The 18,422-nt window shown below is 66.1% G+C and carries 11 protein-coding genes, 2 other RNA genes and 1 pseudogene; 9 read left to right on the plus strand and 5 right to left on the minus strand.

Features of this window, described 5'->3' with window-relative positions; genetic code table 11:
* Positions 1-253 precede the first annotated feature (253 nt).
* Positions 254-330: non-coding RNA, sX9 sRNA (locus M0D43_RS08690), on the plus strand.
* 620 nt (positions 331-950) lie between these two features.
* On the plus strand, positions 951-1,883 hold the full coding sequence (prmA, locus tag M0D43_RS08695) for a 50S ribosomal protein L11 methyltransferase (protein ID WP_252164315.1): 933 nt from the start codon (positions 951-953) through the stop codon (positions 1,881-1,883).
* Positions 1,884-1,885: 2 nt separating this feature from the next.
* Here prmA and M0D43_RS08700 read toward each other — a convergent pair.
* Positions 1,886-1,963: non-coding RNA, sX9 sRNA (locus tag M0D43_RS08700), on the minus strand.
* A 64-nt stretch (positions 1,964-2,027) separates the two neighbouring features.
* Entirely contained in the window at positions 2,028-2,537 is a 510-nt protein-coding gene (locus M0D43_RS08705) for a hypothetical protein (protein ID WP_260808137.1), read from the minus strand.
* Positions 2,538-2,680: 143 nt separating this feature from the next.
* On the opposite strand from M0D43_RS08705, the gene M0D43_RS08710 reads away from it, so the two are divergent.
* The 3 genes from M0D43_RS08710 to fis all read left to right on the plus strand — a co-directional run bounded on the left by M0D43_RS08710 (position 2,681) and on the right by fis (position 4,971).
* Complete coding sequence (locus M0D43_RS08710) at positions 2,681-3,058, plus strand: helix-turn-helix domain-containing protein (protein ID WP_252164316.1); 378 nt, start codon at positions 2,681-2,683, stop codon at positions 3,056-3,058.
* A 320-nt stretch (positions 3,059-3,378) separates the two neighbouring features.
* Positions 3,379-4,593, plus strand: a complete 1,215-nt coding sequence (locus tag M0D43_RS08715; RefSeq protein ID WP_252164317.1) for a DUF3426 domain-containing protein — start codon at positions 3,379-3,381, stop codon at positions 4,591-4,593.
* 105 nt (positions 4,594-4,698) lie between these two features.
* Positions 4,699-4,971: a DNA-binding transcriptional regulator Fis gene (gene fis, locus M0D43_RS08720; protein ID WP_011035757.1), complete on the plus strand. Its 273-nt coding sequence runs from the start codon at positions 4,699-4,701 to the stop codon at positions 4,969-4,971.
* A 319-nt stretch (positions 4,972-5,290) separates the two neighbouring features.
* Here fis and M0D43_RS08725 read toward each other — a convergent pair whose 3' ends face one another.
* A complete protein-coding gene (locus M0D43_RS08725) occupies positions 5,291-9,589 on the minus strand; it encodes a beta strand repeat-containing protein (RefSeq protein WP_252164318.1) in 4,299 nt (1,432 codons plus the stop codon).
* A 763-nt stretch (positions 9,590-10,352) separates the two neighbouring features.
* Positions 10,353-10,675: pseudogene (locus tag M0D43_RS08730) on the minus strand (CDP-alcohol phosphatidyltransferase family protein); the annotation flags it as partial.
* A 74-nt stretch (positions 10,676-10,749) separates the two neighbouring features.
* Between M0D43_RS08730 and purH the strand changes: the two are divergent.
* From purH to yccS, 3 genes are all read left to right on the plus strand, one after another.
* Positions 10,750-12,333 carry a bifunctional phosphoribosylaminoimidazolecarboxamide formyltransferase/IMP cyclohydrolase gene (purH, locus tag M0D43_RS08735; protein WP_252164319.1) on the plus strand — a complete coding sequence of 528 codons (1,584 nt, stop codon included), beginning with the start codon at positions 10,750-10,752 and terminating at the stop codon, positions 12,331-12,333.
* Between the two features lie 120 nt (positions 12,334-12,453).
* Positions 12,454-13,749 carry a phosphoribosylamine--glycine ligase gene (gene purD / locus M0D43_RS08740; RefSeq protein WP_252164320.1) on the plus strand — a complete coding sequence of 432 codons (1,296 nt, stop codon included), beginning with the start codon at positions 12,454-12,456 and terminating at the stop codon, positions 13,747-13,749.
* A 116-nt stretch (positions 13,750-13,865) separates the two neighbouring features.
* A complete protein-coding gene (yccS, locus tag M0D43_RS08745) occupies positions 13,866-16,079 on the plus strand; it encodes a YccS family putative transporter (protein ID WP_252164321.1) in 2,214 nt (737 codons plus the stop codon).
* A gap of 131 nt (positions 16,080-16,210) precedes the next feature.
* Here the strand turns inward: yccS and M0D43_RS08750 are convergent, their stop codons facing one another.
* Complete coding sequence (locus tag M0D43_RS08750) at positions 16,211-17,401, minus strand: MFS transporter (RefSeq protein ID WP_260808138.1); 1,191 nt, start codon at positions 17,399-17,401, stop codon at positions 16,211-16,213.
* Between the two features lie 97 nt (positions 17,402-17,498).
* Between M0D43_RS08750 and M0D43_RS08755 the strand changes: the two genes are divergently transcribed.
* Complete coding sequence (locus M0D43_RS08755; protein ID WP_252164322.1) at positions 17,499-18,401, plus strand: LysR family transcriptional regulator; 903 nt, start codon at positions 17,499-17,501, stop codon at positions 18,399-18,401.
* Positions 18,402-18,422 lie beyond the last annotated feature (21 nt).

An 18,422-nucleotide genomic window follows, 5' to 3' on the forward strand; every position in this document is an offset into this window, starting at 1 on the left:
TAGCACCCGGCCACACCCACAGCCGCCACCAAGCGGACGCTGCCAGCGCAGGTTATGGAAGGAAGGGCCAGACATGTAAATGAGCCGCACAGAATGCAGGTGAGTGGCGCGCTGCAACGATTTGGTTGCGCTGTGGACTGCGCCGTTGGTGACGCTGGTCTTGATTGGTCGGTCGGTTGCTCGATGGCGTAGAGCAGCGGACAAAACGGCTGCGCTCACCGTCAGGCGGGCGCGTCCGGTGCTCGGAATCGGCGTGTACCACGCGTACATTGCGGTTCTGAGCGTGCCGTCCACGCCCACCTGACGAGTGCTCGCTACATTTTGGCAGCCGCTCTTGTGGTTGGATGCGCTGCTGGATCGGTTGCGCGTTATCGGGTTGACCTTCGCGGGTTCGGCATCCGGCGGCAGCACATTCCGAAGCGATGTCTGGTGGGCCGCGTCCGCCGTTTGGCGACATCACATACCCGACGTTGCGTTGCGGGATTGCAGCGCAGTCGCGGTGTGGGCGAGAGCATCGGACCGCATGCATCGAGCCAGCACAGCAGTCTGCGATACAGCTGTCTATCCAGGCGTTTGCGCGCATTCGCAAAAGGTGCAACTGCCCTGCTTCAACACCAAAGGCAAGCAAGCCCTCGTTCGATTGCGCAGCAGCTCACCGGCTTCAATATCAGGCGCGGCAGCATTCCACCCACAGCCATGGGCACGCACTTCAACGGCATTGTGCGTCGTAGGCAGAGCGTCACAACGGGCAATCATCCAATGGCCAGCAACGCGCAACCTGCCGAGCAGCGAACTGCTCTTCATCAAGAAAAGTCGTGCCGTCCGCCGCACGCATGGGCGACGAACCCGCCGGAGCCGATGGCGCCTGCGACCGCAGTGACCCGCACAGCGGCAGGCATGCCGGCACGAATGGTCTACGATGCGTGCTTTCGAATTGCCCAACCGACACGATGCCGTTTCTTGAACTGACCCTTTCCTGCTCCGAGGTCACCCTGCCCCGTTTCCAGAATGCACTGGACGACGTCGGCGCACTGGCGGTGACCATGCTCGATGCCGATGCCGATACCAGCAACGAGCGCGCGCTGCTCGAACCCGGCGTGGGCGAAATGCCGCTGTGGGACCGGCTGACCATGACCGCGCTGTTCGATGGCGCCAGCGATGCGCTGGTGGTGCTGGCGGCTCTGGAAGCCTTCGATCCGGGCCTGGACTGGAATCAGGTGGGATTTCGCATGGTCGAAGACAGCGACTGGATCCGCGCCTGGATAGACCTGTTCAAGCCGATGCAGTTCGGCGCGCGCACCTTTATCGTGCCGTGGAATCAAGATCTGCCTGAGGCTGCCAACGCCGCGGACGCCGCCGTGGTGCGGCTGGATCCGGGTCTGGCCTATGGGTCGGGCACGCATCAGACCACGGCGCTGTGCCTGCGCTGGCTGGACAGCCTGGCCGTCAGCGGTGAGCTGCAAGGCCGCAGCGTGCTCGATTTCGGCTGTGGTTCGGGCATTCTTGCGATCGCCGCGCTGAAGCTGGGCGCCATCCGCGCGGTCGGCGTGGACTACGACCCGCAGGCGCTGTTGGCCACCGCCGACAACGCGCAACGCAACAATCTGGAAGCGCAGTTGGCGGTATACATGCCGCAGGACGAGCCGGTGCAGACCTACCAGGTGGTGGTGGCCAACATCCTGGCATCGGCACTGGACACCCTGGCCGATACCCTGGCCGCGCGCGTGGCCCCTGGCGGACGGATTGCGCTGTCGGGCATCTTGCATGGCCAGGAAGACGAATTGCTGGAACGTTACGCCCCCTGGTTCGAGCAACTGCGCTGCGAACGCGACGACGAATGGATGCGCATCGAAGGCGTGCGCCGCGCGGCATCCGGCGTGTAGCGGGCTAATAACACAGAGCGAGCAGTCGTTAGGTGGGCGCGGACGGTGCGCTCAGGCCCGCACTGCTACGAGTGGTGCATGCCGATTCCGAGCAGCGGCCGCGCCCGCTTGGTGGCTGCGCAGGCGTTGCGTTAGCCGCACAGGCTAACGCGGTGGCTGGCCGGCGCGGATCTGCGCAGTGGTCACCGCATCGGCACGACTGATCGCCCGCAGCCGGGTCACCGGCTGCCAGCCGGTGCGCTGCAGCGCTGCCGTGCGCCACTGCCCGGCCCGCCAGGCCACGCAAACCCGCAGCACCACCTCGGCCACCAGCAGCGCCGCCCAGGCCACCGGCGACCACGCCCGTGCACCGGCAAGCGCCACTGCGCCGGCGACGACAACCATCGGCGCACTCACCGCCAGCAGCCACCAGTACCGCTCTCGCAACGCCCAGATGCGTGGCGCCAGTGCGGCTGACCACTGCGGACCATCGGCAACGGCGGTCCACTCGGCGCCGCGCCGCCAGATCTGATACCTGACCGCCCCCCGAAAGCGATTCGCCGCAGGGTCCACTGGCGAATGCGCAGGCCACGGCGCATGGGCGGGCGCGGTAGGTGGGGGCGCGCTGCGCGCGCGTGGGTCAGATTGCGGACCGGCTGGTTCGATCATGAACATCCTCCTTGAGTTCGCTGTGATCTGGTCATCATTGGCTAGACGACAGTATCGCAAACATATTGCGATATGAAAGACATACGAACTATCTCAAAGCACTGCTAGGGCTATATCTCCCGGCCCTGCCTGCTTTCCAACGGTGCCGTGTGAGCAAGCTGTACGAACGAGTACGCGAAGCCCGCAGCCTCACCAAGCTGACCCAGGAAGCCCTCGCCGGCGAGCTGGGGGTCACCCGGAGTGCCGTGGCGCAGTGGGAGATGGCCGAAGGCACCGCCCCATCGGTGGAGAACCTGATCGGCTTGGCCAAGCGCAGCGGCATGGCGTTCGAATACCTGGCCACCGGCCGCGGCGAGCGCGTGTTCGGCCCGCCGGTCTCGGCCATTGCCGAAGAACCAGCGCAATACCGCCGCCTGGATGACCAGCAACGCGTGCTGCTGATGCGCTTCGACACCCTGGCACCGCGCCAGCGCAGCGGCCTGCTGGATCTGTTGCTGGCCGAGGGAAAGACACGGCGCAGGCGGTGAGTCGGGATTCGAGATTCGACGCGCTGACGCGACTGGCGCTGATTTTCCAAGGCGGGGTTGCACCCGTTGCGGCTCGCTGCTCTTTGGCCGAGCCGGGCGTATTCGCTTGCCTGGGACGGGTTATGCGCTGTCTTGGCGATGACATGCACGCTGCGATGCGCTCGGCGTCAGCGCTGACGCAGATGAGGCCATTACCGCTGGGATCGGGTGCGAACACCTGATTGCGTGCGCCCTGCGGGTCGACCACATCGCCGTTGGCATGGGTTCGCCCTTCGACGTGCGCGTGGTTGAATAGGGGTCTTCCCGCTGCACGCCTGCCGATGTCCGAGACTCCGCCCCCGCGCCGCCCCCTGGCCACGTTCTTGCGTGCGACGTCGGCCGCTCCGCCGCTGATTCCGACGCCCGCGGTTCCGCCTGCGGAGTCGTCGGAGCAGGTGCCACCGGCCCCGGGCTCGGCGTTGCCGTCAGCACCAGCGTCAGAGATGGACGCGTCGCCAGCGCCGCGCGTGCCATCGCCTCCTGCAGCTGTGGCGGCGTCGCCGCAGAGCGCAGCGGGCACGCCCGGTCACCAGGGCGTGCAGACGGCAGGATCGGGCAAGACGCGATTGCCCGCGGCCGACACCGCGGTCGCAGCCACTGCGGGGATCGCACCAGCAGCCGTGCCGATGGTCGAAACGCAGCGCTCAGCGCCAGCGGCCGCGGACGCGATGCCCGTAGATCGCGGCGCGGCCCCAGCCGATGCCGCCACCGAGGCATCGGCTGCGGAATCCTCGGACCGACATCCGCCGCCGGCGCGCGACATCGGGGACGCAGCGCAGCAACGTGCGCTACGTGCGCCAGCCACGGCCGGCACGACCGACACCCCGTCGCACGCAGATCGTCCATCCAGCCATCCCGAGCCGGCAGCCGCCGAGCGCGCCGCAAGCAGCACAGCGGCAGACGACGATGCGCAGGCCGATGCCCGCACCGCTGCCGACGACGTCTCCACTCCCTACTTCCAGCCTCTGCCCGTTCCTTCCTTGGCCGCACCAACCTTTGCGCGGCGCGGCGTCGCCAGGCCGCGGCTGCGTGCCAGTGGTCGCCAGTGGGCGCTGTTGGCCGGGCTGGTGGCTCTGCTCGGGTTGCAGATCGTCATCGCCGACCGTGCGCACTTGGCCGCCAACCCGCGCTGGCGGCCGCTGGTCAGCGCGGCCTGCACGCTGGCGCGCTGCACATTGCCGGACTGGCGCGAGCCGGAAGCGCTGACCCTGCTCAACCGCGACGTGCGCCCGATGCCGGGCGTGGCCGGGGTGTTGCAGATCCAGGCCAGCTTCCGCAACGACGCACGTTGGGCGCAGGCCTGGCCGTGGCTGCAGCTGTCGCTGTCCGATGCCGACGGCCGGGTGATCGGCACCCGCATCTTGTCGCCACAGGACTATCTGGGCCAGTCGCCGGCTGCGCAGGACACGCTGGCGCCGGGCCAGGCGGTGCAGGTGGCATTTCGCGTACGCGAGCCTGCCGCGAGCACGGCTGCCTTCAGTTTCGATTTCCGCTGAGCAGACGCAACCGCCACATGGGCGTGGCGAGCAATGAGGTCACGCGCTAGACTCACTCCCCCTCGCCGGCCACGCGTCCCGGCTTCGAGACACTGGGAACCTCCTTTGAACGCAGCCCCCTCTCGTCCTGACTCCAGTCGTGGCGCCCCGAAGTCGCCTCTGCGCGAGCACGTGGCCCAGTCCGTTCGCCGTTATCTGCGCGACCTGGACGGCAGCGACGCGGACGACGTTTACGAAATTGTGCTGCGCGAGATGGAGATCCCGTTGTTCGTCGAAGTGCTCAACCACTGCGAAGGTAACCAGAGCCGCGCCGCGGCGATGCTGGGCATCCACCGGGCGACCTTGCGCAAGAAGCTCAAAGAGTACGGGCTGACCTAAGCCCGGGAATCGGGATCGGGGATTGGTTTGCGTGTTATTGCGCTGCAGGCTGGCAATGCGCTGGGCTGGCAGGCTTAGCCAGGCGAAGCGGCCGATCGCCGATCCTCGTAGCGTCCTGTGGAATGTTCTGCGTGCTGATGCCCGGTAGCGCTGCACGAGGCGCTCCCGCTTGATGCCGCGCCTGTCGGCAGGATCTGTGTAGCATCCTTCGTGCCGAATCGGGTGCCCCACCTCATCTGATCTGGGCCAACCACCGTATGTCTGGCGGTTGGCCGCAACTCTGGAACGGCAACGCCGATCGCCTGCGCGACTGCATTGTTCAGTTTGGTAATTGTGTGACCGCTGCGTGATCGGCAACGGAAGCCGGCGCGCTGCCAGGCTCCAGCACGATGGTGGCGATCGTGTCGAACGGATCGTCGAATTTTTCGACCAGGTTCTTGTCCTCGTCGACCTGATACGCGGTGTCGGCCTCGACGCCCTCCTCTCCGGTCTTGGCAATGATGTTGGTATAGCGCTTGCCGTCCCAGCATCGGAAGATCAGCACCGAGTCTTCGCCACCGGTCAGGGTTGACCCCAGACTACCGATCAACCGGCTGTTGGCGCCCGCAGTCAGGATGCTGTTCTTTCCGGCGGTCAACTTGCTGCGGTCGCCTGCCATCAGCGTGCAGTCGTCGCCTGCGGTGAGTCTGCTACGGTCCCCGGCGGTGAGGAAGCTGTTGCTGCCAGCCAGCAACTTACTGCGATCGCCAGCGATCTGGGTACTGTCGGCGCCAGCGATCAGCTTGCTGCGGTCGCCTGCGGTCTGGACGCTGCCCATGCCGGCGATCAGCGTGCTGCGCGAGCCGGCCGTCTGCGAACTCAGCTTGCCGGCAATCAGCATGCTGCGATGCCCCGCAATCTGGGTACTTTCGTGTCCTGCGATCAACGAGCTGCCATAGCTGGCGATCTGGTTGCTGCCATAGCCGGCCGTCAGATAGCTGCGCACGCCACTGGTCAAGCTGCTGCCATAGCCGGCAATCAACGAGCTGTCCTGCCCGGCGGTCTCGGTGCTGCCGTAACCGGCGGTCAGCGAGCTGTTGTCCTGCGCGGTCAGGGTGCTGCCATAGCCCGCCGTCAGCGTGCTGTCGCCACCGGCGGTCTGGCTGCTGCCGTAGCCGGCAATCAGCGTGCTGGAGAATCCGGCAATTTCGGTACTGCCATAGCCGGCGGTGAGCGAGCTGTTTTCCAGCGCGGTCAACGTACTGCCGTAGCCGGCAGTCAAGGTACTTTCGTAACCGGCGGTCTGGGTGCTGCCATAGCCGGCGATCAGGGTGCTTTCGTAACCGGCGGTGGAATTGCTGCCGTAACCGGCAGTCAGGATGCTGCCATGGCCCGCGGTTTGCGTACTGCCGTAGCCGGTAGTGAGCCAACTGATTTCCTGCGCCGTCTGGGTGCTGCCATAACCGGCAGTCAACGTACTTTCGTAGCCGGCCGTCTGCGTGCTGCCATAGCCGGCAATCAACGAGCTCTGGAAGCTGGCGGTGGAGGTACTGCCGTAACCGGTGATCAACCAGCTGCTGCTCTGCGCGGTCTGCGTACTCCCATAACCGGCGGTCAACGAGCTGTCGTAGCCGGCGGTCTGGGTACTGCCATAGCCTGCGATCAGCGAGCTGTCCGGGCCAGCCATGGAGGAGCTGCCGTAGCCGGCGATCAGCGAACTGCCTTCCTGCGCGGTCTGGGTACTGCCATAGCCGGTGGTGAGAATGCTCTTGTAACCAGCGGTCTGCGTACTTCCGTAGCCGGCAATCAGCGAACTGTCATGGCCGGCGGTCGATGTACTGCCGTAACCGGTGGTGAGCGTGCTGCGCTCCTGCGCTGTTTGTGTGCTGCCGTAGCCGGCCGTGAGGATGCTTTTGAAGCCGGCCGTCTGGGTGCTGCCATAGCCGGCAATCAGCGAGCTGTCGGAACCGGCGGTGGACGAACTGCCATAGCCGGCGGTGAGCAGGCTGCCCTCCTGCGCGGTCTGGGTGCTGCCGTAGCCGGTGGTCAGGATGCTTTTGAAGCCAGCCGTCTGCGTACTGCCATAGCCGGCGATCAGGGAACTGTCCGAACCGGCGGTCGAGGTGCTGCCGTAACCCGCAGTGAGGTCGCTACCCTTGCGCGCAGTCTGGGTGCTGCCATAGCCGGCGGTCAGGGAACTGTCGCCCCCGGAGGTCTGCGTACTCCCATAACCGGCAATCAACGTGCTGTCGGCACCCGCCGTCGAGGTACTGCCATACCCGGTGGTGAGGTCGCTGCCCTTGCGCGCGGTTTGCGTACTCCCATAACCGGCGGTGAGTGAGCTGTCGCCACCTGAAGTCTGCGTACTGCCGTAGCCGGCAATCAGCGTGCTGTCGGCACCGGCAGTGGAGGTGCTGCCATAGCCGGTAGTCAGGTCGCTGCCGCTGCGTGCGGTCTGCGTGCTGCCGTAGCCGGCCGTGAGCGAACTGGCGTTGCCCGATGTCTGCGTACTGCCGTAACCGGCGATCAGCGTGCTCTCGCCACCGGCGGTCGAGGTGCTGCCGTAGCCGGTGGTGAGGTCGCTGCCGCTGCGTGCGGTCTGCGTGCTGCCATAGCCGGCCGTGAGCGAACTGGCGTTGCCCGATGTCTGCGTACTGCCGTAACCGGCGATCAGCGTGCTCTCGCCACCGGCGGTCGAGGTGCTGCCGTAGCCGGTGGTGAGGTCGCTGCCGCTGCGTGCGGTCTGCGTGCTGCCATAGCCGGCCGTGAGCGAACTGGCGTTGCCCGATGTCTGCGTGCTGCCGTAACCGGCGATCAGCGTGCTCTCGCCACCAGCGGTCGAGGTGCTGCCGTAGCCGGTGGTGAGGTCGCTGCCGCTGCGTGCGGTCTGCGTGCTGCCGTAGCCGGCCGTGAGCGAACTGGCGTTGCCCGATGTCTGCGTACTGCCGTAACCGGCGATCAGCGTGCTGTCGGCACCGGCAGTGGAGGTGCTGCCATACCCGGTGGTCAGGTCGCTGCCGCTGCGCGCCGTTTGCGTGCTGCCATAGCCAGCAGTGAGCGAACTTGCACCACCGGAAGTCTGGGTGCTGCCGTAGCCAGCGATCAAGGTGCTGTCGCCACCCGCCGTCGAAGTACTGCCATAGCCGGCGGTCAGATCGCTGCCTTTGCGCGCGGTCTGCGTGCTGCCGTAGCCTGCCGTGAGCGAGCTGTCGCCTCCGGAGGTCTGGGTGCTGCCATAACCGGCGATCAACGTGCTGTCTGCACCGGCGGTTGCGGTACTGCCATAGCCGGCGGTCAGGTCGCTGCCTTTGCGGGCGGTCTGGGTACTTCCGTAGCCGGCGGTGAGCGAACTGTCGCCGCCGGAGGTCTGGGTGCTGCCATAGCCGGCGATCAGCGTGCTGTCCGCGCCGGCGGTGGAGGTACTGCCGTAGCCGGCCGTGAGGTCGCTGCCGGTGCGGGCTGTTTGCGTGCTGCCGTAGCCTGCCGTGAGCGAGCTGTCGTTGCCCGAGGTCTGCGTACTGCCATAACCGGCAATTAGGGAGCTGTCGGCACCTGCGGTGCCGGTGCTGCCGTAGCCGGCGGTAAGGTCACTGCCGTCCTGCGCGGTCTGTGTACTGCCATAGCCGGCTGTCAGCGAGCTTTCTCCACCCGAAGTCTGGGTGCTGCCGTAGCCGGCGATCAGCGAGCTATCGGTGCCCGCCGTGCTGGTGCTGCCGTAGCCTGCGGTGAGGTCGCTGCCGTTCTGCGCGGTCTGGGTGCTGCCGTAACCGGCAGTCAACGAGCTGTCGCCGCCGGAGGTTTGCGTGCTGCCATAGCCGGCGATCAGCGAGCTGTCTGCACCCGCAGTTTCCGTGCTGCCGTAACCTGCGGTCAGATCGCTGCCATGGCGCGCGGTCTGGGTGCTGCCATAGCCGGCAGTCAGTGTGCTGCCCCCTCCTGCGGTCTGGGAACTGCCATAACCGGCCACGATGGTGCTGTCGGATCCGGCCACGCCGGTGCTGCCATAGCCGGCGATCAACTCGCTGCCGTTCCCTGCGGTTTCAGTGCTTCCATAGCCTGCGATCAGCTGGCTCTGATCGGCACCAGTGAGCGTGCTGCCATAGGTGGCGATTTCGCGTGTGCGCAAGATCGCAGTTGAAGCTTGTGCGGCCTGTGGGTCGGTGCTGTTGGTCGCTGCCGGTGTTGGCGCGGTGGAATGCGCGCCGCTATCAACCACCGGTGCAGTGAATTGCGCCTGCGCTGCCTTGGGAATGAAATCCGCAGCGATGACCGGAGTTGCCGGCAACTCCGGTTGGGACGGCGCATGCTGCGCGATGCCGGCAGCGATGCACTGCAAGGCGCCGGCACGGGTACCTGCATAGACCACCTCGGCCCTGGGAAACTTGATCATTCCCTCTTCGCCCAGCCAGATGATGTCGGCGGTGTCCACCATGCAGACGACCCAATGCGCGTCGGCATGCATGTTTAGATGCGCATTGGTGCCCTGACCCCACAACAGGCCGGTCAAACCGTTTTCCTGTTTGATGCTGGGTTGCCAATGCCGACATTCGACGATGCCTGATTGTGGCCAGATCAGTCCGCAATGATCGGACATGTTGTTCGTGCAGGTGCGCAATGCCAAGACTTTTTCGCGATTCATAAGGTTGATCTCATCTGGATGTTCCGAGCAGCCGCGCAAACCGGCATGCGTGCCCTGGCCGATGAAGCGGCATGGATCATCCCGCCGACATGGCGAGACGGGTCCTACCGTCGGCAAGGACAGTACCGGCAATGCGATGGTTGGTCATCGACGAACGCCCGGAGGCGCACGTGCGCTGCGGTGTCTTGCTTGAATCGCAGGGTCATGGACGGCCGTGACTGCAAGACGCAGCTGGGGTGATGGCAAGGCTGGCTCCTGCGCGACAGCCGTTGCAACAAACAGCGAATGGACGCCTCGCCGAAAGCGTCGTTACCGTTGAATCAGGTTGAGTAAACGGATCGGCGAGTCCAGATCGTTGATCAGCCGTGCTCGGCAACCGTCGCCACAGCAGAAGACAGGTGCGCATTCCCGAAGATCCGGGACGGGCTATACCTGCCAATATCGGCTTTTTTAATCAATCTGCGATCGGCTCCGGATTATTTTCGTCAACGCAGCTTCCGAGGGTCGAACCGTTTCGCGCGCAGATCATATCTGGCAGCGACATCGCCGCACACTGAAAATGCAACGCCATGACAACGCGCCGTTGCAACGTGTGAACCATTGAATGAGAAGCGCGTTAGTGACGGCCTGTGATCCATCGACGTCTTCAGACAGTGCACCGTTCGCACTTCTCATCGTGCCGAGGATGACGCGGCGCGAAGACCGACGTTCGGCAACACGTGTAGCACGCTGCAAGCAGCGCAGCGGACGGACGGCATGCTGCGAGCATCAGAGACAGCGCGGCGTCGGCCACCACATCGCATAGTTCGTTGAGGTAGGCGCCCAGCCGCGATTGCTGGCCGAACTCGCGCGCCAGCATGCCGTCCACCGCATTGAGCGCCATGCGCAGCAGCATCCACACCGGCAGCAACAGATACAGCAGCGGCCAGCTGGGGCCGCCGCGCAACACGACCGCCGCCACCATCAGCGACACCGCCGCTGCGATAAGCGTTACCTGGTTGGCGGTGATGCCGCCGCGATACAGCGCGCCCACCATGGCCGCAGCAGCGCCTGGAAGCGTCCCTTCAATGCGTAGATCGAGGCCATACGGGGTGTTGAGTCCATTCGAGCGCTGGCGCAGCCTACAATATCGGCTGCTCCGCAACGACATCCCCCCACCGATGGCCTCTGATTTCCTGCCCGTGCGCCGGGCCCTGCTCTCCGTTTCCGACAAGACCGGCCTGATCGACCTGGCCCGCGCGCTGGTCGCGCGCAACGTCGAGCTGCTGTCCACCGGCGGCACCGCCAAGGCGATCCGCGAGGCTGGCCTGCCGGTGAAAGACGTCGCCGACCTCACTGGCTTCCCGGAAATGATGGACGGTCGCGTCAAGACCCTGCACCCGCTGGTGCACGGCGGCCTGCTCGGCCGCGCCGGCATCGACGAAGCGGTGATGGCCGAACACGGCATCGTGCCGATCGACCTGCTGGTGCTGAACCTGTATCCGTTCGAATCGGTGACGGTCCAAGCCGATTGCACACTGGCCGACGCGGTGGAAAACATCGACATCGGCGGCCCGGCGATGCTGCGCAGCGCGGCCAAGAACTTCGCCCGCGTGGCAGTGGCCACCGACCCGGCCCAGTACGCCGACCTGCTGGCCGAACTGGAAGCAAACGACGGCCAGCTGTCGGCGGCCAAGCGCTTTGCGCTCTCCGTGGCCGCATTCAACCGCGTGGCGCAGTACGACGCGGCGATCAGCAACTATCTCTCGGCGGTGGCCGACAGCACTGAAAACGTGCCCACGCGCAGCCCGTTCCCGGCGCAGATCAATTCCAACTTCGTCAAGGTGATGGACCTGCGCTACGGCGAGAACCCGCACCAGGCCGGTGCGTTCTACCGCGACCTGTATCCGGTGCCGGGCACGCTGGCCACCTTCCAGCAACTGCAGGGCAAGGAGCTCAGCTACAACAACCTGGCCGATGCCGATGCAGCGTGGGAATGCGTGCGCCAGTTCGATGCGCCGGCCTGCGTGATCGTCAAGCACGCCAACCCCTGCGGTGTGGCAGTGGGCGCAGCCTGCGGCGATGCCTATGAACTGGCCTACGCGACCGACCCGACCAGCGCATTCGGCGGCATCCTGGCCTTCAACAAGACGCTCGATGCAGCAACGGCCAAAGCCATCCTCGATCGCCAGTTCGTCGAAGTGCTGATCGCGCCGGATTACGAGGCCGGCGCGCTGGAATACGCCACCAAGAAGGCCAACGTGCGCGTGCTCAAGATTCCGCACGGCAATGGCCTCAACAACTACGACACCAAGCGGATCGGCTCGGGCCTGTTGATGCAATCGGCCGACAACCGCGGCATGTCGCTGGGCGAACTGAGCGTGGTCACCCAGCGCGCACCCAATGAGGCGGAACTGGGCGATCTGTTGTTCGCCTGGCGCGTGGCCAAGTACGTCAAATCCAACGCCATTGTCTATGCCAAGGACAGCCGCACCATTGGCGTGGGCGCCGGGCAGATGAGCCGCGTGGTCAGCGCCAAGATCGCCGCGCTCAAGGCCGAAGAAGCCAAGCTCACGGTGGCCGGCTCGGTGATGGCGTCGGATGCGTTCTTCCCGTTCCGCGACGGCATCGATGCCGCCGCGGCGGCCGGCATCAAGGCGGTGATCCAGCCCGGCGGCTCGATGCGCGATGGCGAAGTGATCGCCGCCGCCGACGAACACGGCATCGCGATGGTGTTCACCGGCGTGCGGCATTTCAGGCACTGACGTGCCGGGATTCGGGAGTGGGGATTCGGGAGCGGCAACGTCGCCCTGGTCTCTCCTGTTTCCGGTCTCTGCCTTGCTTCAACCAATCCCCAATCACGACTCCCCAATCTCGGCACTTACATGAAAATCCTCGTCATCGGCTCCGGCGGCCGTGAACATGCCCTGGCCTGGAAGATCGCGCAGTCTGCGCAGGTGAGCGAGGTGCTGGTGGCACCCGGCAATGCCGGCACCGCGACCGAAGCCAAGTGCCGCAATGTCGCGATCAAGGTCGACGACCTGGATGGCCTGCTGGCGCTGGCGCAGCGCGAAGCCGTGGCGCTCACGGTGGTCGGCCCGGAAGTGCCGCTGGTGCTGGGCGTGGTCGACCGTTTCCACGCCGCCGGCCTACGTATCTTCGGGCCCACCGCCAAGGCCGCGCAGCTGGAGGGCAGCAAGGCCTTCGCGAAAGATTTTCTGGCGCGCCATGGCATCCCCACCGCGTATTACGCGGTGCACACCGAGGTGGACGCCGCGCTGGCCTACGTGCGTGAGAAAGGCGCACCGATCGTGGTCAAGGCCGACGGCCTGGCCGCCGGCAAGGGCGTGATCGTGGCGATGACGCTGAGCGAGGCCGAAGACGCGGTGCGCGACATGCTCTCGGGCAACGCCTTCGGCGATGCCGGCGCGCGCGTGGTGATCGAGGAATTCCTCGATGGCGAGGAAGCCAGCTTCATCTCGATGGTCGACGGCACTCACGCCTTGCCGATGGCCACCAGCCAGGACCACAAGCGTGTCGGCGATGGCGACACCGGCCCCAATACCGGCGGCATGGGCGCGTACTCGCCGGCTCCGGTGGTCACACCCGAGGTGCACGCGCGGGTGATGCGCGAGGTGGTCGAGCCGACCGTGCAAGGCATGATCGCCGACGGCGTGCCGTTCACCGGTTTCCTGTACGCCGGGCTGATGATCGATGCGCACGGCGCGCCCAAGGTGATCGAGTTCAACGTGCGCTTCGGCGACCCGGAGACCCAGCCGGTGATGCTGCGCCTGCAGTCGGACCTGGTGGATCTGCTGGACGCCGCCATCGACGGCAAGCTCGACAAGACGCAAGCGCAGTGGGACCCGCGCCCATCGCTGGGCGTGGTCATCGCCGCCAAGCCGTATCCCGAAGCCCCGATCACCGGCGAGGTCATCAGCGGGCTGGACGCGGTGCCGGCCAGCGCCAAGGTTTTCCATGCCGGCACCGCATTGAATGCAAATGGCGAGGTGGTCAGTGCCGGTGGCCGCGTGCTGTGCGTTGCCGCGCTGGGCGACAGCGTGCTGGAAGCGCAGCGCAATGCCTATGCCGGTCTGCAGCCGATCCACTGGGCCAGCGCCTTCCAGCGCAGCGACATCGGCTGGCGTGCGATCGCCCGCGAGCAGGGCGCACAGGCCTGAGCGGCCTGCCTAAGGCACTTGCGACAACGCGGCTACTGACAAAGAACTAGCCGCCCTCCACCCCGATGGCGCGTGCCTGCGGCAATAATGCCCGGGCACCTTGCCTTGCAGAGACTGTGGCCACTTCTTCCTTCGAAACCCGCCTGAGCCGCCTGTGGGCCCATGAAAAGGCCAGCTATGGCCTGCGTGTGTTCATCGCGCTGGCGGTGGCAATGGGCGTGTGCTGGCACTGGCAGCAGCTCACCGCGGTGCCGGCGCTGTTCCTCGGCGCGATCGCCAGCGCCATCGCCGAGACCGACGACAACTGGCTGGGCCGCATCAAGTCGGTGCTGCTATCGCTGCTGTGTTTCGCCGCCGCTGCCGCGTCGGTGGTACTGCTGTTTCCGTATCCGCTGCCGTTCGTGATCGGCATGGCGCTGGCCACGTTCACGTTGACGCTGCTCGGTGCGCTGGGCGAGCGCTATGCCTCGATCGCGCAGGCGACGGTCGCCTTGTCGATCTACGCCATGATCGGCATGGACCAACATGGCAGCCACCATCCGTCGATCGCCTGGCACGGCGCGGCGCTGCTGCTGATCGGGGCGACCTGGTACGGCGTGCTGTCGATCCTGTGGACCATCCTGTTCGCCAACCGCCCGGTGCGCGAGCGGCTGTCGCGGTTGTTTTTCGAGTTGGGCCGCTATCTCAAGCTCAAGGCCGATCTGTTCGAACCGGTGCGCCAGAGCGACCTGCACGCACGCCGGCTCGCGCTGGCCGAGCAGAACGCCAAGGTGGTCGGCGCGCTCAACGCGGCCAAGACCGCGATCATGAGCCGCTTCGGTCGCTCGGGGCGACCGGGCGTGCAATCTGGCCTGTATTTCCGGCTGTATTACATGGCGCAGGAATTTCATGAGCGGGCCAGCTCGTCGCATTACCCGTACGAAGCGCTGACCGACGCATTCTTCCATAGCGACGTACTGTATCGCTGCCAGCGCCTGCTCGCCTTGCAAGGCAAGGCGTGCGCGGCGTTGGGCGAGGCGATCCGCCTACGGCATCCCTTCGATTATGGCGACAACAGCCGCCTGGCCACCGAAGACCTGCGCCAATCGCTGGATTACCTGCACGCGCGCGCCGACCCCGCACTGGCACGCCTGCTTGGCGCACTGGAACTGCTGGTGACCAATCTGCAGAGCATCGAACGCAGGTTGTCGGAAGCCGCGCAATCCGATTCCACCAGCGACAAGCTCGATACCCGGCTGCGTGATTCCTCGCCACATACCTTGCGCGAAATGGGCGCACGGCTGGTGCAGCAACTCACTCCCGGCTCGGTGCTGTTCCGCCACGGCCTGCGCATGGCCATCGCGCTGCTGGTCGGCTACGCCATCATGCAATCCATCCATGCCGACAACGGGTACTGGATCCTGCTTACCACTGCGTTCGTGTGCCGGCCCAATTACGGCGCCACGCGCTTGCGGCTGGTGCAACGCATCGCCGGCACCTTGATCGGCCTGGTCGCCACCTGGGCACTGATGCAGCTGTTCCCCGGGACCGAAGTGCAGTTGCTGCTGGCGCTGGTTGCGGCGCTGGTATTCTTCATCACCCGCACCGATCGCTACATGCTGGCCACCGCCGGCATCACGGTGATGGCGCTGTTCTGCTTCAACCTGCTCGGCAATGGCTTCGTGCTGATCTGGCCGCGCCTGATCGACACGCTGATCGGCTGCGCCATTGCCGCCGCCGCGTCGTTCCTGATCCTGCCGGACTGGCAGGGCCGCCGCCTCAACCAGGTGATGGCCACGGTGCTGGCCAGCTACGCGCGTTATCTCACCCAGGTACTGGAGCAATACGCCAGCGGCATGCGCGACGACCTGCCCTACCGCATCGCACGCCGCGACATGCATAACGCCGATGCCGCGTTGTCCGTGGCGTTATCCAACATGCTGCGCGAACCCGGCCGCTACCGGCGCAATCTGGATGCGGGCTTTCGCTTTCTGGCGTTGTCCAACACCTTGCTCGGCTATCTGTCTGCACTGGGCGCGCATCGCGCCGCGCTCGAGGGCGAACACGACGCCACCATCGCCAAGGCCGGCGAGTACTTGCAGCGCGCGCTGAGCGAAATCGCCAGCGCACTCGGCCAACGCCAACCGCTGCCGGCGCACGACGAAAGCGAAGAGTTCGCCACCGCCGAAGCGCTGGAACACCACGCCGTGCAGTTGCCACCCAAACAACGCCTGGTACGCGACCAGCTGGCATTGACGCTGCGCCTGCTTCCCAAGCTGCGTGCTGCAGCGTTGGCGGTGACGACGGCACCGGCAGAGAATCCGCCGCGTCTGGCGATCAACAAGGCCTAGCGCAGCGTTGATCGCCAGGCGTGGACGCCGCGCCACCGACGCAGCATCCGTGGACAACGCGGCGCCGAACACTGCAATGCCGGGCAAGCGCCACATCGGCTAAATCGCATCGCCGCTTCCACCGGCCACGCTCACTTCCACTGCTTGCGCGCCACGCTCAGCCCCACCCAACCCAGCGCCGCCGCCGCAAGCACCGCGCCACCGATCACCACGCCCATCCAGCCGGCCTGCGCATACGCCGCTGTGCCCAGCGTCGATCCCACCGCACCACCGATAAAGTAGCAAGTGATGTAAGCGGAGGTGATGCGATTTCGCGCATGCGGGTTGCGCTGATAGATCACGCTCTGGTTGGCGATATGCACACCCTGCACCGCGATATCCAGCAGCAGCACACCGACGATCAGCAGCACGATCGAGTGCGGCGCAAACGCCAGTAAGCCCCACGACAGCAGCAACATCACCAGCCCGCCCCAGCTCACGCGGTCGCCATGGCCGTGATCGGACCAATGCCCGGAGCGATTGGCGGCCAGTGCACCGGCCGCACCGATCAGGCCGAACAAGCCGATCACCGCAGTGCTATAGCCATAGTTCGGCCCGGACAACAGAAACGCCAGTGTGGTCCAGAACATGCTGAAGCCGGCAAAGATCAGCCCACCCAGTACCGAGCGCGAACGCAGCACCGCGTCGTCGCGCAGCAGCGTCAGCACCGAACCCACCAACTGCAGGTACGACAGTTGCGCATTGCCCGGATGGCGCGGCAGCCCGCGCCACAACAACCCGGCGGTGAGCAATAGCGCGACCGAGGCAATCCAGTACACCGTATGCCAGCCGCCCACACCGGCCAGCACGCCGGCCGCAGTGCGCGCCAGCAGGATGCCCAGCAGCAATCCGCTCATCACCGTGCCGATCACCCGACCGCGTTCGTGCGGGGCGGCCAGCGTGGCGGCGAACGGCACCAGGATCTGCGCCGCCACCGAACTGGCGCCGGTCACAATCGTGCCGACCAGCAATAGCGTAAAACTGTGCGAACTGGCGCTGACCAGCAGGCCAAGCGCGCTGAGCACGAACAGGCCCACGATCAGTCCGCGCCGCTCCAGCCGGTCGCACAGTGGCACCAGCAATAGCAATCCCGCCGCGTAAGCCAGTTGTGCCGCCGTGACCACCGCACCGGCGCTGCGCACCTGGATACCGAATGCCTGCGCGAGTGTTTCCAGCAGCGGCTGGGCGTAATAGTTGCTCGCCACCGCCAGCCCGGTGGCGGCAGCCATCAGCAGCACCAGGCGGCGTGGCAAAGGCGGGGGGGAGGTGGGCTCGGTACGCATGGCAACCGCCTGGTCAAGGGATGTGCGCAGTGTGGCCAGCCGGCTGGCATCTTTCCAATGTATTGTTTTCACCACAGCCATCGTATTGCGAGATTGCATGCTGACCTTGCGCCAACTGGAATTTGCCGTGGCCGTGGCCGAAGAAGGGGGTTTCACCGCGGCCGCACGTCGCTGCAACACCGTGCAATCGGCACTCAGCCACCAGGTTGCCAAGATCGAAGAGACCTTCGGCGCGCGCCTGTTCGAACGTGGCACCCGCCGGGTGCGGCCCACTGCAGCCGGCGAGGTGTTCCTGCACAACGCCCGCCAGACCCTGCGCGCGGCCGAGCGCCTGCACGAGGAAATGGCCCAGGCCCTGGGCACCGTGCGCGGGCGGCTCGCATTGGGGCAGATCTCCTCGCTCACCACCGTGCAGCTGCCGGCGTTACTGCATGCGTTCCGCAGCGCACATGCGCGGGTGGACGTGCACCTGCGCACTGCCATGAGCGAGGCGCTGCTGCACGATCTGGGCGAAGGCCGCCTGGATGTCGCCCTGGTCGGCGTCGGCCCGCAGGTCGCGGTGCCGGCGCAGCGCCTGCTGCTGCATGAAGAGGCGCTGGCCTTGATCGTCGCCCCCGGCCACCGCTTTGCCGCACGCAAGCGGGTCGCACTGGCCGAGCTGGACGACGAACCAATGGCCGGGCTGATTCCCGGTGCCGGCGTCCGCGGCATCACCGATGCTGCCTTTGCGCAGGCCGGCCTGCGGCAGCGCCAGCAGTACGAAGTGACCCATGCGGATCTGGTGCGCGAACTGGTCGCCGCCGATCTGGGCGTGGGCATCGTTCCGCAGACCATGGCCGGGGCCATGCGCGGGGTGGTCACGGTCGCCTTGAAGGAGCACTACCGCTTTCTGACCTACGCGGTGTGGCGGCCCGATCCCAGCCCGGCCGCGCGCGCCTTTGTGGCCTTGCTGCGTGCCCAGCTCGCGCAACCCAAGCGGCCGGCACGTATCACCCGCTGAACGCAGTGGCCATCCACCAGC

It is taken from the genome of Xanthomonas prunicola, from assembly GCF_025266575.1.
Taxonomy (GTDB): Bacteria; Pseudomonadota; Gammaproteobacteria; order Xanthomonadales; family Xanthomonadaceae; genus Xanthomonas; species Xanthomonas prunicola.

Bases quoted from the DNA above. Each gene is read 5' to 3' on its own strand.
- prmA (WP_252164315.1), top strand. From the start codon at position 951: ATGCCGTTTCTTGAACTGACCCTTTCCTGCTCCGAGGTCACCCTGCCC.
- M0D43_RS08705 (WP_260808137.1), bottom strand. From the start codon at position 2,537: ATGTTCATGATCGAACCAGCCGGTCCGCAATCTGACCCACGCGCGCGC.
- M0D43_RS08715 (WP_252164317.1), top strand. From the start codon at position 3,379: ATGTCCGAGACTCCGCCCCCGCGCCGCCCCCTGGCCACGTTCTTGCGT.
- M0D43_RS08725 (WP_252164318.1), bottom strand. From the start codon at position 9,589: ATGAATCGCGAAAAAGTCTTGGCATTGCGCACCTGCACGAACAACATG.
- purH (WP_252164319.1), top strand. From the start codon at position 10,750: ATGGCCTCTGATTTCCTGCCCGTGCGCCGGGCCCTGCTCTCCGTTTCC.
- purD (WP_252164320.1), top strand. From the start codon at position 12,454: ATGAAAATCCTCGTCATCGGCTCCGGCGGCCGTGAACATGCCCTGGCC.
- M0D43_RS08750 (WP_260808138.1), bottom strand. From the start codon at position 17,401: ATGCGTACCGAGCCCACCTCCCCCCCGCCTTTGCCACGCCGCCTGGTG.
- M0D43_RS08755 (WP_252164322.1), top strand. From the start codon at position 17,499: ATGCTGACCTTGCGCCAACTGGAATTTGCCGTGGCCGTGGCCGAAGAA.